Source organism: Stutzerimonas kunmingensis, assembly GCF_002929225.1.
Classification (GTDB): domain Bacteria; phylum Pseudomonadota; class Gammaproteobacteria; order Pseudomonadales; family Pseudomonadaceae; genus Stutzerimonas.
In genome coordinates, this window is record NZ_PISM01000018.1 from 147,128 (window position 1) to 163,047 (window position 15,920).

The following is a 15,920-nucleotide window of genomic DNA, read 5'->3' on the forward strand; positions in this document are numbered from 1 at the left end:
GTATAAAAGAGAGGCGCGGATTCTACCTCATCCGACCGGTTGCGGGTATGAGCGATAGTCATGCACAAGATGAACAGTCGCCGCTTCCGCAGCCGCGACGGCGGACTGTCGCGGTTTGCCCTGACCGGTGCATTCGGGTAGCTTTGCGCCCTTTCCATGCCACCCCATTTTCGGCCCCCCACGGCCTGGGTCAGGCATCATTCACCACTGTCACGGGCATTCGTTTCCATGGCTCAATACGTCTACACCATGCACCGGCTGAGCAAGGTCGTTCCGCCGAAGCGTGAGATCCTCAAGAACATCTCCCTGTCGTTCTTCCCCGGCGCCAAGATTGGCGTGCTCGGCCTGAACGGCGCCGGTAAATCCACCCTGCTGCGCATCATGGCCGGCGTCGACACAGAGTTCGACGGCGAGGCCCGTGCCATGCCGGGAATCAATGTCGGCTACCTGCCGCAGGAACCGCAGCTCGATCCCGAGAAGACCGTGCGCGAAATCGTCGAGGAGGCGGTTGGTGTGATCAAGGACGCCCAGGCCCGCCTGGATGCCGTCTACGCCGCCTACGCCGAGCCGGACGCCGATTTCGATGCCCTGGCTGCCGAGCAGGCCAAGCTCGAAGCGATCCTGCAGGCATCCGACGGCCATAACCTGGAGCGCCAGCTGGAAGTCGCCGCCGACGCACTGCGTCTGCCGGCATGGGATGCCAAGGTCGCGCACCTGTCCGGCGGCGAGAAGCGCCGCGTCGCCCTGTGCCGCCTCCTGCTGTCGGCCCCGGACATGCTGCTGCTGGACGAACCGACCAACCACCTGGACGCCGACTCGGTGGCCTGGCTGGAGCGCTTCCTCCATGACTTCCCGGGCACCGTGGTGGCCATCACCCACGACCGTTACTTCCTCGACAACGTCGCCGGCTGGATTCTCGAACTCGACCGCGGCGCGGGCATCCCGTACGAAGGCAACTATTCCGGCTGGCTGGAAGCCAAATCGGCCCGTCTGGCTCAGGAATCCAAACAGCAGTCGGCCCATGAAAAGGCCATGAAGGAAGAACTGGAATGGGTGCGCAAAGGCGCCAAGGCCCGCCAGTCCAAATCCAAGGCTCGTCTGCAGCGCTTCGAGGAAATGCAGTCGCAGGAATTCCAGAAACGCGCAGAGACCAACGAAATCTATATCCCAGCCGGTCCGCGCCTGGGTGACAAGGTCATCGAATTCAAGAACGTCACCAAGGGCTACGGCGACCGCGTACTGATCGACGACCTCTCCTTCAGCGTGCCGAAAGGTGCCATCGTTGGCGTGATCGGTGGTAACGGTGCCGGTAAGTCGACCCTGTTCCGCATGCTGATGGGCAAGGAAACCCCGGATTCCGGCAGCATCGAAATCGGCGACACCGTGCAATTGGCCTGCGTGGATCAGAGCCGCGACGACCTTGACGGTGGCAAGACCGTATGGGAAGCGGTCTCCGATGGCCTGGACCAGATTCGCATCGGCAACTACGAGGTGCCATCGCGCGGTTACGTTGGCCGCTTCAACTTCAAGGGCGCCGACCAGCAGAAATTCGTCAAGGACCTTTCCGGCGGTGAGCGCGGTCGCCTGCACCTGGCGCTAACCCTCAAGCAGGGTGCCAACGTGCTGCTGCTCGACGAACCCTCCAACGACCTTGACGTGGAAACCCTGCGCTCGCTGGAAGAGGCGCTGCTGGACTTCCCCGGCTCGGCCATCGTGATCTCCCACGACCGCTGGTTCCTCGACCGCGTCGCCACCCACATTCTCTCCTACGAGGACGATGGCGGTGTCGTGTTCTTCGAAGGCAACTACACCGAGTATGAAGCCGATCGCAAGAAGCGCCTCGGTGACGCAGCCTCCCAGCCACACCGCGTCAAGTACAAGAAGCTGGCGCAGTAAGCGGTAGATGACGACAACGGAGCCAAACAGGCTCCGTTGTCGTGTCTAGAGAAAGCACCCATAAATAATGGCACAATGCCGCCTTCGTGAATTACTGATCCCCCCGGCAGGCGCGGCAATCGCACCATGCCGACCCCCGCGACCGACAAAGGACAATTCGCATGGCGGCACTTGGACTGCGCGGCAAATCACTGCTGGCATTGTTGCTCAGTTGCCTGCTTGCTTTCGTCTTTGCCGGTTTCATTGGCCGAGAGGCGTTACTCGGCGTGCAGAGCCGCTTCGGCGAGGCCTATGCGCGCAATGTGGTCCAACTCAACCGCGAACGCCTGTTCGCACCGGTTTCACGCGAACTGGCACTGGCTCAACGGCTGGCGGCTTCGCAACTGACGCTGGCCTGGTTGAACGACGAGCAGGACCCGGCCAAGCGCAAGATCTTTTTCCAGGAAGCGGCCGGCTACCAGCAGGCCTTCGGCGACCACGCCTACTTCGCCGCCTCGGCGAGCAGCAACGGCTACTACTCGAACGGACCCGACCAGTCACCCAGCTATGTACCACGCTATGTGATGGCCCCTGACGGCCCTCGCGACGAGTGGTTCTTCCAGACGCTGCAGGCCGACACCCCCTACGCCATCAACGTCGACCGCTCGGTGGTCACCGGTGAGCTCAAGGTGTGGTTCAACGTACAGGTGCGTGACGGCGATCGACGCCTGGGCCTGGTCGGTTCCGGCATCAGCCTGCAGGCGTTTCTGGATGACTTCATCGAGGCGAACAAGGTCGGCGTCGAGTCGATGGTGCTCGATGCCTACGGCTCCATCCTCGTTCATCCGAATCAGAACCTGGTTACGCTCAACGCCGAAACCGCGCGTGGACGCTCCTTGTCGACGAGCATCCTCGGCCAGCTCGACGACCTCGGCGCGGCCTCGGCAGTGCGTCAGGCCATGGCGGAAAGCCGCGAGAACCCCGGCACTGTGGCGACGTTGCGCGTCACCCTGGATGGCGCGCCCCGCTTGCTGGCGCTGAGCTGGATTCCCGAGCTGCAGTGGTTCGTCGCCAGCGCCGTGGACCTGGGCACCGCACAGGTCGTCGAGGTGCGTCCGCTGCTGCCGGCAATCGCCCTGTTTCTGGTGCTGTTCCTGCTGCTGATCGGTGGTGGTGCCTGGCTGGTCGAGAAGCGTGTGCTCAAACCGCTGCGCCAGCTGAGACGCAGCGCCCAGGCCCTGGCGGCGGGACAGTACGATGCCCCCCTGCCCCTGCACCGGCAGGACGAGATCGGCGAACTCAGCGCAGCCTTCGGTGCCATGGCGCAGCAGGTTCGCAGCCACACCAGCGAGCTGGAGAATCGCGTGCGTGAGCGCACCCGCGACCTGGAACAGGCCAACCTGGAAATGGCCGCCGCGCACAAGAAGATCGACGACTCGATCGACTATGCCAGCCTTATCCAGCGCTCGATCCTGCCCAACCGGCAGCTGGTCACCGCCATGGGTGATCGCCATGCGGTGCTCTGGCGGCCACGTGATGTCGTCGGCGGCGACTTCTATGTATATCGCGCCGACGAACATGGCTGCCTGTTCGGAATAGTCGACTGTGCCGGCCACGGCGTGCCCGGCGCGTTGATGACGATGCTGGCCCACGCCGCCATCGATCAGGCGCTCGGCACGACCGGCCTGGACGACCCCGTCGCCGCGCTCGCGCGTACCGATGCGATCGTGCGCAACATGCTGCGCGAAGAGCAGGACTCCCATGCCCTGGCGACCAACATGGATATCGGCCTCGCCTATGTCGATTTGCGCCAGCGCAGGGTGCATTATTCCGGCGCGAAGATTGCGTTGTACTACTGTGATGGCGAAGAGGTGCACGAGATCAAGGCAGCGCGGCGCGCCATCGGCGATAAACGCATCGGCGACTACCGCAACACCAGCGTCGACCTGCAACCGGGGCGGACCTTCTACATGACCACCGACGGTTTCCTCGACCAGGCCGGCGGCGACGACGGGTTCGGCTTTGGCAACAGCCGCTTCGCCAGCATGATCCGCGAGCATGCACGGCTTCCCCTGGCCGAACAGGGCGAAGCCTTCAGCCTCGCACTGGCGCGCTATCAGGGTGAATTCCCGCAGCGCGATGACATCACGATGTTATGTTTCCGCTTCGATTGAGACAGGGAGTTGGCCATGGCCCCCATTGACATGTTCGCGATGCGCGAATGCTACAACCAGCAACAGATCATGCTGTGCTTCAACGGCCCCATCTCCCGCAGCCTGATCGAAGAGATCGGCAATGCCCTGCGCAATTACATGAGCGAAGAACAGGCGCACCCGTCCTCGGCCATGGACGTGTTCGCCGTGTACATCGAGATGACGCAGAACATTCGCCACTACACCCGCGAAAAGAACTGGTCCGATCAGCAGGCCGGCGCCACGGTCGTGGTCGCACGCGATGACCAGGGCCGCTACGTGGTTTCGGCCGGCAACCTGATCGAAACCGCCGACGGCCAGCAACTGCTTACCGCCGTCGCCGAACTGGCAAAAAAAGACAAGGCCGGCCTCAAGGCCCTGTACAAGGAACAATTGCGCAGGCCGCGTGACGAACACGTGGCAACCGGCGCCGGACTCGGCCTGATCGATATTGCCCGCAAGTCCAGCGAGCCACTCAAGGCCTCGCTGCAGCCTGTCTCCGACGAGCTTTCCTTCATCAGCCTGAGCGCCGTCATCTGAAACTCAAGAGCATCCCCATGAACGATTTTTCAATCCCCGGCAGCCAGTCCACTCCCGCCATCCAGTCCGACTGGGAAAAAGGCATCGTCTCGATGCAGGGCGACTCGTACCCGGAAAATTCCTACGAGCTGTTCCACCAGGTCTACGAATGGATCGAGCGCTTCCTCGGCGAAGCCGCACATCCGCTCAGCCTCGAACTGCGCCTGCTGTACCTGAACACCAGCAGCATCAAGGCGATGATGGACATCTTCGACCTGCTCGAAGCCGCCTATCAGGAAGGCCGTCAGGTCGCGGTCAACTGGTACTACGACATCCGAAACGAGCGCGTCGTGGAGTTGGCCGAAGAGTTCAAGGAAGACTGCACCTTCCCCTTTTCCATCCAGAGTCACGACTGACAGAAGGTCGATATGCGTGGGCCATCGCCGCTAGAGCAAGAGGTCATCAATCTCCTCGCCGATCCGCAGTTCGAGGGGCACCCGCTGAAGGAAGCCCTGAGCCAGCTGTGGGGAGCGCACCATGACCTGCTTGGCCGAATCGAACGCATCGCCCGCGTATCGGACGGCTACCAGAGCATCGCCCGCGAGCGCGAACTGAGCCTTTCGGCGCGCTTCGACAAGCAGTTGCGCCAGCTGGAAAAGGTCGCACGCATCTCCGATCGCTACCAGATGATGATGCAGGACCTGAATGCCTCGCTGCGCGAAGCCTCGACCCTCGACACCCTGACAGGCATCGCCAACCGCCGTCTGCTCACCGAGCGCCTGCGCGAGGAAAGCGAGCGCGCCAAACGCTACGGCCGCCCGCTGGCCCTGGTCATGCTGGACATCGACCGTTTCAAGGTCATCAACGACGAGTACGGCCACGAAGTCGGCGACCGCGTGCTGATCGAAGTGGTGCGCGTAATGGAATCGGAGATTCGCGAACACGACCTCTGTGGTCGCTGGGGCGGCGAGGAATTCCTCATCCTGATGCCGGAAAGCAGCGCCGAGATGGCCTGCACGGTGATGCGCCGCCTTGGCGACAGCATTGCCGCGCTCGGCGTGCGGGTGAACGATGACCTGCTCGGGGTCACCGCCAGCATGGGTATCGCCGAGCTGCGCGCCGACGAGACCTACTCGAGCACCATCAACCGCGCCGACATCGCGCTGCTGAGAGCCAAGCGCAGTGGTCGCAATCGCTGTGAGCTGGCCGACTAGCCATCACCCGAACAAGCACAAGAATGTCGCACTCATCGCTCCATTTCAGTGCAAATTGAGCAACGCCTCCGCCTCTTAAAGTCTGAAGCATCGGGAAACACAGAAACCAGACGCCACGCGCGGAGCCGAGGCCTTCAGCACCACAGCCCTTCGAACGCACCATTTCGCGGCATGCCAGACCCATGTCGCACTTCCGCGGTGCAAATCAGGTTTGCTACAGTCGCCGGCCAAAATTATTAATGACTGCCGACACGCGGTCGCCGAGGGCCTACCTGATGATCGAAACCGTTGATGCCTTTCTCGCGCGGTTGAAGCAACGCGACCCCCACCAACCCGAGTTCCACCAGGCGGTGGAAGAAGTGGTTCGCAGCCTCTGGCCCTTCCTCGAAGCCCATCCGCATTACATGCAGGCCGGCATCATCGAACGCATGGTCGAGCCGGAGCGCTCGATCATCTTCCGCGTACCCTGGGTCGACGATCAGGGCCGTGTGCAGGTCAATCGCGGCTTCCGCATCCAGATGAACAGCGCCATCGGCCCATACAAGGGTGGTCTGCGCTTCCATCCGTCGGTGAACATCGGCGTCCTCAAGTTCCTCGCCTTCGAACAGGTCTTCAAGAACTCCCTGACTTCGCTGCCCATGGGCGGCGGCAAGGGTGGCTCGGACTTCAACCCCAAGGGCAAGAGCGACAACGAAGTGATGCGCTTCTGCCAGTCGTTCATGACCGAGCTGTACCGTCATATCGGCGCAGACCTCGACGTTCCGGCCGGTGACATCGGCGTCGGCGGCCGCGAGATCGGCTTCCTCTTCGGCCAGTACAAGCGCCTGTCCAACCAGTTCACCTCCGTCCTGACCGGCAAGGGCCTGGCCTATGGCGGCAGCCTGATCCGCCCGGAAGCCACCGGCTACGGCTGCGTTTACTTCGCCGAGGAAATGCTCAAGAGCAGCCACAGCAGCTTCGACGGCAAGCGCGTGGCGATCTCCGGTTCCGGCAACGTCGCGCAGTACGCGGCGCAGAAAGTCATGGAACTGGGTGGCCGGGTCGTCTCGCTGTCCGACTCGGGCGGCACCCTGCACTTCGCGGACGGTATGACCGCCGAGCAGTGGACATACCTGATGGACCTGAAGAACGTCCGTCGCGGTCGCCTCGAGGAGATGGGCACGCACTTCGGCGTCACCTACCTGGCCGATCAGCGTCCGTGGAACCTGCCGTGCGATATCGCCCTGCCCTGCGCCACGCAGAACGAACTGGATGGCGAAGACGCCCGCGCGCTGCTGAAGAACGGCTGCATCTGCGTGGCCGAAGGCGCGAACATGCCCTCGACCCTGGAAGCCGTCGACCTGTTCCTCGAGGCCGGCATCCTCTACGCACCGGGCAAGGCATCCAACGCCGGTGGTGTGGCCTGTAGCGGACTGGAGATGAGCCAGAACGCCATGCGCCTGCACTGGACCGCCGGTGAGGTGGACACCAAGCTGCACGGCATCATGCAGTCGATCCACCACGCCTGCGTCGCCCACGGCGAGGAAAACGGTCGAATCAACTACGTGAAGGGCGCCAACATCGCCGGCTTCGTCAAGGTTGCCGATGCCATGCTGGCCCAGGGCGTCGTGTAACGGCTGCGCCTGCCGCCAAGCCTCAGCCTGAAAGACAAAGCCCCCGTCGGATCGTCCGGCGGGGGCTTTTGTTTTGTTGCGCGAGACTCCGCGCGGCAATCGCCTACCAGTAGTTCTCCACCGCCACCTGGCCGGGCCTGCGCGTCATCGCCAGGTTCAGATCACGCGCTTTCAGCACCGCTCGGGTGTCCTCGATCATCTGCGGGTTGCCGCAGAGCATGATCCGCGAATGCTCGGGCGTCAGCTGCAGATCGGCGGCGCGCTCCAGTTCGCCGTTCTCGATCAGCGTGGTGATGCGACCGTGCAGCGCACCGGGTATCTGTTCGCGCGTTACCACCGGCAGGTACAGCAGCTTCGAGCCCAGACCATCCAGGTAGTCGCGTTGCGGCAGTTCGGCGATCAGCTGCTGATAGGCCAGCTCACGCGCCTCGCGCACGCTGTAGACCAGAATGATGCGCTCGAAGCGCTGCCAGGCCTCGAAGTCCTGCAGGATCGAAAGGAACGGCGCGATCCCGGTGCCAGTTGCCAGCAGCCAGAGGTCGCGGCCGTCGGGAAAGCGATCGAGGGTGAGAAAGCCGAAGGCCTGCTTGTCCACCAGCAGCTCGTCGCCGACTGCCAACCGGCTCAGCTCGCTGGTGAATTCGCCGTCCGGCACCACGATGGAGAAGAAATCGAGAAACTCGTCGTGCGGCGCCGAGACCATGGAATAGGCGCGCCAGACGATGCAGCCGCTTGGCTTGCGCACACCGAGGCGGGCGAACTGCCCGGCGGTGAAGCGAAAACCGGGATCGCGGCTGGTACGCAGGGTGAACAGGTTAGGCGTCAGCGTCTGCACCTCTAGAAGGCGCTGGCGGGTGAACTTCTCTTCGCTGGCGGTCATACTTCGCTCCCTCCGAGCATCTTCGGGCCCACTGCACGCAGCGCCCGCATGGGTCCTTGATACTCCTTTACGCAGCCGACAAACACCGCCAGTTCTCATGCCTATTCTCGATACCCCCTATGCAAGCCTCGATCTGATCCGCCAGCCGGAGCAGCCCAACGAGCCGCTGCAGGCCTTCGATGCCGCCGACGAATACCTGCTGGCCCAGCTGCATGAGCAGGGATTGCCAGCGGCCACGCGAGTGCTGATCCTCAATGACAGCTTCGGCGCCCTGGCTTGCTCGCTGGCCGCACACGTCGCGGTCACCAGCAGTGGCGACTCGCATCTGGCCCACCTGGCATTGCAAAAGAACCTGGCACGTAACGAGCTGCCGGCCGAGCGCGTGCGCTTCGTACCTGCCAGCGAGGTCGCCCAGGGCCCGTTCGACCGGGTGCTGATTCGCGTACCGAAAACCCTTGCCCTGCTGGAAGAACAGCTGATCCGCCTGCACGGCCAGCTGGCGCCCGGCGCGCAGGTGATCGCTGCGGCGATGATCAAGCATCTGCCGCGCGCCGCCGGTGATCTGCTGGAGCAGTACATTGGCCCGGTGCAGGCCTCACTGGCGGTGAAGAAGGCACGTCTGCTCAGCGCAACGCCGAGCGCGAAACCGGCGCCGCAGTCGCCCTACCCGACCCGCTACCAGCTCGATCAGCCGAAGCTTGAACTGCTCAACCACGCCAACCTGTTCTGCCGCGAAGGCCTCGATATCGGCACCCGCGCCTTTCTGCCACATCTGCCGCAGGCACTCGGTGCACTGCGCGTGGCCGATCTCGGCTGCGGCAACGGCGTGCTCGGCATCGTCTACGCGCTGGGCAACCCGCAGGCGCAACTGACACTGGTGGACGAGAGCTACATGGCTGTGCAGTCGGCACGGGAGAACTGGCAGGCAATCCATGGCCAGCGTCCGGTCGAGATTCGCGCCGGCGACGGCCTGGCCGAGCAACCGCCGGCCTCGCTGGATCTGGTGCTGTGCAATCCGCCGTTCCACCAGCAGCAGGTGGTCGGCGATTTCCTCGCCTGGCGTATGTTCACCCAGGCCAAGGCGGCACTGACCAAGGGTGGTGAGCTATGGATCGTCGGCAATCGCCACCTCGGCTATCACCTCAAGCTCAAGCGCCTGTTCGGCAACGCCGAGCAGGTGGCCGCCACACCAAAGTTCGTCATTCTGCGGTCGATCAAGGCATGAGCGAGGCGCCGGTCCGCCTCAGCATCCGGCAGTTCGCCGCGCGCTGCGGCCTGTCCGCCGATACGCTGCGCTATTACGAAAAGATCGGTCTGCTACGGCATGTCGCTCGGGACGCCAGCGGTTTTCGCGTCTATGGCCCACGCGACCTGGAGTGGATCGGCTTCATCCTGCGCCTGAAAGACACCGGCATGGCGCTGGACGACATCATCCGCTACGCCGATCTGCGCGAATGTGGCGACGCAACCCTTGCGGCACGTCAGGCGCTGCTCGAAACCCATGCCGCCACCTTGCAGGCACGTCTGCTGCGCGACCATGAGCATCTCGACGCGCTGCGGGCGAAGATCGCGCTGTATGGGCAGCAAACTTCCGCTTGACCTGGAGCCGACTCCAACCCGCAGGCTTTCCTCTGATCTATTGAGAGGAACGCTCCATGTCTGTATCAGCCCGCTACACCGAAGGCCTGGCCAAGCTCGACGAGATCGACGGCGAGGCCGGGCGCAAGGTCATCGACAGCCTGCAAGCCATTGCGCCGGACCTGGCGCGCTACGTGATCGAATTTCCCTTCGGCGACATCTACCAGCGCCCCGGCCTCGACCTGGCCCAGCGTGAGCTGGCGACCGTGGCGGCGCTTACCGCGCTCGGCCATTGCCAACCGCAGCTGGCCGTGCACGTTCACGGCGCGCTGAACGTCGGCTGCACGCCGGAGCAGATCGTCGAGGTGGTGATTCAGATGGCGGTTTACGCCGGTTTCCCGGCCGCGCTCAACGGCATGCACACGGTCAAGGCGGTCTTTGCCGAACGGGGCCTTTTGCCGGATGTGTAATCGGCAAACCAGCACACCACGTGGCTAAGCCGGCCGACAACAGGTTCTGTGCCCTGGCGCGGTGGCGGTTGGTGGGCTAGCCCACCAGCCGTACGGACATCGCAGCCGCCGTCAAAGGCGCGTTACAGCACCTTGTCCAGGGTGATCGGCAGATCCCGCACGCGCTTGCCCGTTGCGTTGTAGATCGCATTGGCCACCGCCGCCGCCACGCCGACAATGCCGATCTCGCCCACGCCTTTGGACCCCAGGTCGTTGACGATCTCGTCGTGTTCCTCGACGAAGATCACGTCGATCTCGGGAATGTCCGCGTTCACCGGGATGTGGTACTCGGCAAGGTTGTGGTTCATGTAGCGGCCGAGCCTGTGATCGATCAGCGTCTCCTCGTGCAGCGCCTGGCCGATGCCCCACACCACGCCGCCGACGATCTGGTTGCCGGCGGTCTTCGGGTTGACGATGCGGCCCGCGGCAATCGCGCTGACCACACGGCTGACCTTGATGGTGCCGAGGTCCTCGTCGACGCGCACCTCGACGAACACCGCCGAATGGGTTCCCGTCGCCCAGGCGTCGCGCTTCTCATCCGGCTTGACGCTGGCTTCGGCCTCCAATGCGCCGCTGACCTGGACGATGTCGCGCAGCGGCACGGCATGCTCGCCGGATTTCAGCCGCAGTTGGCCATCGACGAACTCCACCGTCTCCAGATTCGCTCCGGTAAAGGGTGAAGCCGGAGACTGCTGTACGGCGTCCAGCAGCTTCTGCCGCAGGCCGGCGCATGCGCGTTGCACCGCACTACCGACCGAGGACACGGTGGCCGAGCCACCCTCCAGCGGTGCCTGCGGCAGGCTGGAATCGCCGAGGCGGAACTCCACCTCGGCCATCGACAGGCCCATGGCATCGGCGGCGATCTGGGTCATCGCGGTGTAGGTGCCGGTGCCGATATCGGCGGTGGCGCTGGTCACCAGCAGCCGGCCATCGGCGTCGAGGCAGGCGCGAGCGGAGGCCGGCATCTGCATGGCTTCCCAGACGCCTGTGGCCATGCCCATGCCCACCAACTGATGACCGTCGCGCAGGCTGCGTGGCTGCGCCGGACGCCGCGACCAGCCGAAGCGCTCCGCACCCTGCTGGTAGCAGGCACGCAGCTCCTTGCTGGAATAGCGCTTGCCCTCGTTGCCGTTGATGTCGGTGTAGTTGCGCAGGCGCAGCTCCAACGGATCGATACCGACTTCATGGGCCAGCTCGTCCATCGCGCACTCAAGCGCATAGACACCGATGGTCGCGCCCGGGGCGCGCATGTCCAGCGGGGTATAGAAGTCCAGCGGCGCCAGGCGGTAGCCGAGGCGCACGTTGTCGCAGGCGTAGAGCATGCCGGACCACTCCACCTCGTGCTCGGTGAAGTCCTCGAAGCGCGAGGTCTGGCCGATGGCCCTGTGCTCGATGGCCCGCAACCGCCCTTCGCCATCGGCCGCGAGCTTCAGCTGCTGAAAGGTGCGCGGGCGATAGCCGAAGGTAAACATCTGCTGGCGGGTCAACTCGACGCGCACCGAGGCCTTCAGTTTGAGTGCGGCCATCACCGCCAGCGGCAGCTGGTACTGCGGCCGCAGGCCGGAGCCGAAGGCGCCGCCGACGAAGGGCGCGAGCACGCGAATCTTGCCCTTCATGTCGAACACCTGTTCCAGATAGCGCTGGCAGTTCTGCACGCCCTGGGTCTTGTCATGGATCAGCAGCTCGCCGCCCGGCTGGTACTGGACAATGGAGGCATGCGGCTCCATCGGGTTGTGGTGCTCCACCGGGGTGCCGTACTCGCAATCGACGCGTTTTGCCGCCGCAGCGAACGCCGAGTCGAAATCGCCGCGCGGCTCCGGCAGCTCGGCGGGTGCTTCATGGGCCTGTTCGCGCGCCGCCTGCAGATCGGTCTGATGCGCTTCGACCTCGTATTCGATGCGCACGAGGCTCGCCGCATGCCGCGCCAGCGCCTGGGTCTCGGCGACGACCAACGCCAGTGGCTGGCCGCTGTAGAGCACGCGGTCGTTGTACAGCGGGCGGAACGGCGAGCCGTCGGCGGCATCGTCGTCCTCGTAAGGCTCGTCGTAGCTGGCCACCGGCGGGCGGTTCTGGTGGGTCAGCACCAGTCGCACGCCGGACAGTGCCTCGGCGGCGACGGCATCGATACGCGTGATCCGGCCGCGGGCGATGCTGCTCGACACCGCGGCGCCATACAGCAGCCCCGGCACCTCGGCTTCGGCAGCGTAGCAGGCCTTGCCGGTGACCTTGAGCGGACCGTCGACACGGTCCAGCGGCTTGCCCAGTGGAGAGTTGGCGCTGTTCATCGGACGGTTCCTCCGGCGGCTTCGGTCAGTGCACGCACGATGGCGCGCCGGGCCAGGTCGATCTTGAAAGCGTTGTCGGCGAGCGGTTGCGCGCCTTGCAGCAGGCGATCGGCCGCCGCGGCGAAACATTCGGGTTCGGCACGCTTGCCGCTGAGCAGTTCTTCAGCCTCCTCCAGGCGCCAGGGTTTGTGCGCCACGCCCCCGAGCGCGATACGCGCGCGGCGGATGACGTCGCCATCCATCTCCAGAGCCGCCGCGACGGATACCAGGGCGAATGCGTAGGAGGCGCGATCGCGCACCTTGAGGTAGGCGCAGTGGCTGGCAAAACCTTCCACCGGCAGCTCGATGGCGGTGATCAGCTCGCCCTCGACGAGTACGTTGTCCTGCTGCGGCTGGTCGCCGGGCAGCCGATGAAAGTCCACCAGCTCCAGGCGTCGCTTGCCGTGCGGCCCCTCCACATGCACCCGGGCATCCAGCGCCGCCAGCGCCACGCACATGTCCGACGGATGCACGGCGACGCAGTGTTCGCTGGCACCGAGAATCGCGTGGATGCGATTGCGCCCGTCACGCGCGCTGCAGCCGGAGCCCGGCTCGCGCTTGTTGCAGGGCGTGGCGGTGTCGTAGAAGTAGTAGCAACGGGTGCGCTGCAGCAGGTTGCCGCCGGTGCTGGCCATGTTGCGCAGCTGCGGCGATGCCCCGGCAAGAATCGCCTTGCTCAGCAGCGGATAGCGCTGTTCGATTTGCGGGTGCCAGGCCAGGTCGGCGTTGCTCACCAGCGCACCGATGCGCAGGCCGCCCTCGGCGGTCTGCTCGATCTCGCGCAGGGGCAGGCCGTTGATGTCGATGAGCTGGCCGGGTTGCAGCACGTTCTCTTTCATCAGGTCGAGCAGGTTGGTGCCGCCGGCGATGTAGCGGCTCTGCGGCCCGTGCAGGGCGATGGCCTGGTCTATGCGTTCGGGGCGCTGATAGCTGAACGGCGTCATTGCGCACCCTCTTGGCCGCGCAGCGTCGGCAGTGCGTCCTCAATGGCGGCGAGGATGTTGGGATACGCGCCGCAGCGGCAGAGGTTGCCGCTCATGTGTTCGCGAATCTCGTCGCGGCTGCTGGCACGGTTCTCCGCTGCTAGCCCGGCTGCCGAGCAGATCTGCCCCGGCGTGCAGTAGCCGCACTGGAAGGCATCGTGCTTGACGAACGCAGCCTGCAGCGGATGCAGCGTCGCATCGCTGGCCAGGCCTTCGATGGTGGTCAGGCTGGCGCCGTCGTGCATCACCGCCAGGGTCAGGCAGCTGTTGATACGCCGGCCGTCGAGCAGCACCGTGCAGGCACCGCACTGGCCGTGATCGCAGCCTTTCTTGGTGCCGGTCAGGCCGAGCTGGTCGCGCAGCAGGTCGAGCAAGGTGGTCCAGGGTTGCACCTGGAGCTCACGGCGTTCGCCGTTCAGCTCCAGGCTGATGGTGCAGGTCTGGCCTGCGGCTGAAGAATTTTCGCTCATGGCGGCCTCACGGTTTGGGCGTTGGTATGCGCTGTCCGTGCGTCTTGGGGTACGACTGGCGTGCCGCGAAAATCGTTCAGCCCTGCCGGTCGAGTGGCTGCGGCTGACTGAGGGTCATCTCGCCGCGAACGGCGTGGCGCTGCGCGGACCGGCCAATTGATTCGTGCAGGTTTTGGTAGTCGCTACGGCGATGGTCTTCAGGCCTGCCGGCGATCATCGGGATGGTCGATGTCCTGCAGTACACCGGGATCGTTCAGGGCGAGCTCCAGTACCGGGTGCGCCGCGAAAAGCACCTGGGCACCGCGATCACCATCCAGCTGCAGCAGCGCATCGCGATGGGCGCTGCCGATGCCGCGCGGATGGCCGGGGCGGCCGTCATAGGTCGGCACAACCAGGTTGTCTTTGCGGATTGCCGCCGCGATCTCGCGCAGGGTCCGCGGCTGCACATAGGGCATATCGGCCAGCGCCACCAGCCAGCCACGTCCTGCCGGCGCCTGGGCCACGGCCTGCGCAAGGCTGTGGCCGAGCCCGCGGGATTCCAGCGCAAGCACCTCGCAGTCGGCAGCGTTGGCGCTCAGCCAGTCGCGCAGAGGCAGATTGTCTGCACGGGTCACCACCAGCAGCCGTTCGGCGACACCACGAAGGTTGGCCAGCGTGGCCGCCAGCACCGGCGGCGACGACGCAGCAGCCAGGCTGGCCGCCAGCAGCTTGTCCGCCCCACCGGCCGCGCGATAACGGCTGCCCTGCCCCGCGGCGAGAACGATGGCGCAGACGCCCGGTTCAGGCACAGCGCTGTTGTTCCGGCAACGCCTGGCTGACCAGAGCGCCGTTTTTCAGCGCAACCACTTCGGCCATCAAGGACAGCGCGATTTCCGCCGGTGTACGGCTGCCGATGGGCAAGCCGATGGGGCCGTGCAACCGCTGCACCTGGCGCTCGCCGAGGCCCAGCGACAGCAGGCGCGCCTTGCGCTTTTCGCTGTTGGCCCGCGAGCCCAGAGCGCCGACGTAAAAGGCTTCGGACTGCAGCGCGGTAAGCAGTGCCATGTCGTCCAGCCGCGGGTCGTGGGTCAGCGCGACGATGGCGGTGTGCGCATCCGGTTCGATGGCCAGCACGGCATCGTCCGGCATGCCGGGGACGAAGCGCACCGTCGCCGCATCCCAGTCGTGGGCATAACCTTCGCGCGGGTCACAGATCAGTACTTCGAAGCCGAGGCCATGTGCCAGGTCGGCGACATAACGCGACAGCTGCCCCGCGCCGATCATCAGCAGGCGCCAGGCCGGGCCGAATGGTGCGCGCAGGGTATGCCCATCGAACTGCAGCGCGGCGTCGCGGCCGGCGGTTTGCAGCGTTACATCACCACTGGCGATATCCACACAGCGCAGCAGCCGTTCATGCCCGACGCAACGCCGCAGCAGCTCGTCGATCCATCCGGCATCGCGCAATGGCTCCTGCAGCAGGCGCAGGGTGCCACCACAGGGCAGACCGAAACGCGCGGACTCTTCCTTGCTCACGCCGTAGGTGATCAGCTGGCAAGCCTGCGGTGGCTCATCGGCCATGACCCGCGCGAGCAGATCGTCCTCGACGCAGCCGCCGGACACCGAGCCTTCAACGCGGCCATCGCCGCGCAGTGCCAGCAGCGAACCCACCGGACGTGGCGCGCTGCCCCAGGTTTCCAGCACCGTGTAGAGCACCACGGGATAGCCCTCACGCAACCAGTCGCGGGCACGCCGCAGTACCGCCAGATCGACACTGTCCATTGATC

15 protein-coding genes are annotated in these 15,920 nt (G+C 64.9%); 9 read left to right on the top strand and 6 right to left on the bottom strand.

Going from position 1 to position 15,920, the window contains the following annotated elements; all coding sequences use genetic code 11:
* Positions 1-228 precede the first annotated feature (228 nt).
* From ettA to gdhA, 6 genes are all read left to right on the top strand, one after another.
* On the top strand, positions 229-1,896 hold the full coding sequence (ettA, locus tag CW305_RS11190; RefSeq protein WP_041014896.1) for an energy-dependent translational throttle protein EttA: 1,668 nt from the start codon (positions 229-231) through the stop codon (positions 1,894-1,896).
* 161 nt (positions 1,897-2,057) lie between these two features.
* Entirely contained in the window at positions 2,058-4,049 is a 1,992-nt protein-coding gene (gene siaA, locus CW305_RS11195; protein WP_104097928.1) for a biofilm regulation protein phosphatase SiaA, read from the top strand.
* A gap of 15 nt (positions 4,050-4,064) precedes the next feature.
* Positions 4,065-4,607 (top strand): biofilm regulation protein kinase SiaB, encoded by a 543-nt coding sequence (gene siaB, locus CW305_RS11200; RefSeq protein WP_046617862.1) that lies wholly within the window; start codon positions 4,065-4,067, stop codon positions 4,605-4,607.
* A gap of 17 nt (positions 4,608-4,624) precedes the next feature.
* On the top strand, positions 4,625-5,002 hold the full coding sequence (gene siaC, locus CW305_RS11205; protein WP_090519344.1) for a biofilm regulation phosphoprotein SiaC: 378 nt from the start codon (positions 4,625-4,627) through the stop codon (positions 5,000-5,002).
* 12 nt (positions 5,003-5,014) lie between these two features.
* On the top strand, positions 5,015-5,800 hold the full coding sequence (gene siaD, locus CW305_RS11210; protein WP_014821466.1) for a biofilm regulation diguanylate cyclase SiaD: 786 nt from the start codon (positions 5,015-5,017) through the stop codon (positions 5,798-5,800).
* 275 nt (positions 5,801-6,075) lie between these two features.
* On the top strand, positions 6,076-7,413 hold the full coding sequence (gdhA, locus tag CW305_RS11215) for an NADP-specific glutamate dehydrogenase (protein WP_104097929.1): 1,338 nt from the start codon (positions 6,076-6,078) through the stop codon (positions 7,411-7,413).
* Between the two features lie 103 nt (positions 7,414-7,516).
* On the opposite strand, the gene CW305_RS11220 is transcribed toward gdhA, so the two are convergent.
* Positions 7,517-8,293 carry a ferredoxin--NADP reductase gene (locus CW305_RS11220; RefSeq protein WP_014821468.1) on the bottom strand — a complete coding sequence of 259 codons (777 nt, stop codon included), beginning with the start codon at positions 8,291-8,293 and terminating at the stop codon, positions 7,517-7,519.
* 97 nt (positions 8,294-8,390) lie between these two features.
* Here CW305_RS11220 and CW305_RS11225 point away from each other — a divergent pair, with 97 nt between their 5' ends.
* From CW305_RS11225 to CW305_RS11235, 3 genes are read left to right on the top strand one after another with little or no spacing between them, the layout of a single operon-like run.
* Entirely contained in the window at positions 8,391-9,518 is a 1,128-nt protein-coding gene (locus CW305_RS11225) for a methyltransferase (RefSeq protein WP_104097930.1), read from the top strand.
* Positions 9,515-9,892, top strand: coding sequence for a MerR family transcriptional regulator (locus CW305_RS11230; protein ID WP_104097931.1), 378 nt, complete (start codon positions 9,515-9,517; stop codon positions 9,890-9,892). The genes CW305_RS11225 and CW305_RS11230 overlap by 4 nt, the downstream gene beginning before the upstream one ends.
* Positions 9,893-9,948: 56 nt before the next feature.
* Complete coding sequence (locus CW305_RS11235) at positions 9,949-10,341, top strand: carboxymuconolactone decarboxylase family protein (RefSeq protein ID WP_014821471.1); 393 nt, start codon at positions 9,949-9,951, stop codon at positions 10,339-10,341.
* A 122-nt stretch (positions 10,342-10,463) separates the two neighbouring features.
* Here the strand turns inward: CW305_RS11235 and CW305_RS11240 are convergent, their stop codons facing one another.
* The 5 genes from CW305_RS11240 to CW305_RS11260 all read right to left on the bottom strand — a co-directional run bounded on the left by CW305_RS11240 (position 10,464) and on the right by CW305_RS11260 (position 15,915).
* Positions 10,464-12,665, bottom strand: coding sequence for a xanthine dehydrogenase family protein molybdopterin-binding subunit (locus CW305_RS11240; protein ID WP_104097932.1), 2,202 nt, complete (start codon positions 12,663-12,665; stop codon positions 10,464-10,466).
* On the bottom strand, positions 12,662-13,648 hold the full coding sequence (locus CW305_RS11245) for an FAD binding domain-containing protein (protein ID WP_101274476.1): 987 nt from the start codon (positions 13,646-13,648) through the stop codon (positions 12,662-12,664). The genes CW305_RS11240 and CW305_RS11245 overlap by 4 nt, the downstream gene beginning before the upstream one ends.
* Positions 13,645-14,157, bottom strand: a complete 513-nt coding sequence (locus CW305_RS11250) for a (2Fe-2S)-binding protein (RefSeq protein WP_042927739.1) — start codon at positions 14,155-14,157, stop codon at positions 13,645-13,647. Before CW305_RS11250 ends, CW305_RS11245 begins: the two co-directional genes overlap by 4 nt.
* Positions 14,158-14,354: 197 nt before the next feature.
* Entirely contained in the window at positions 14,355-14,945 is a 591-nt protein-coding gene (locus tag CW305_RS11255) for a nucleotidyltransferase family protein (protein WP_104097933.1), read from the bottom strand.
* Positions 14,938-15,915, bottom strand: coding sequence for an XdhC family protein (locus CW305_RS11260; protein WP_104097934.1), 978 nt, complete (start codon positions 15,913-15,915; stop codon positions 14,938-14,940). The genes CW305_RS11255 and CW305_RS11260 overlap by 8 nt, the downstream gene beginning before the upstream one ends.
* Between the last annotated feature and the right edge of the window lie 5 nt (positions 15,916-15,920).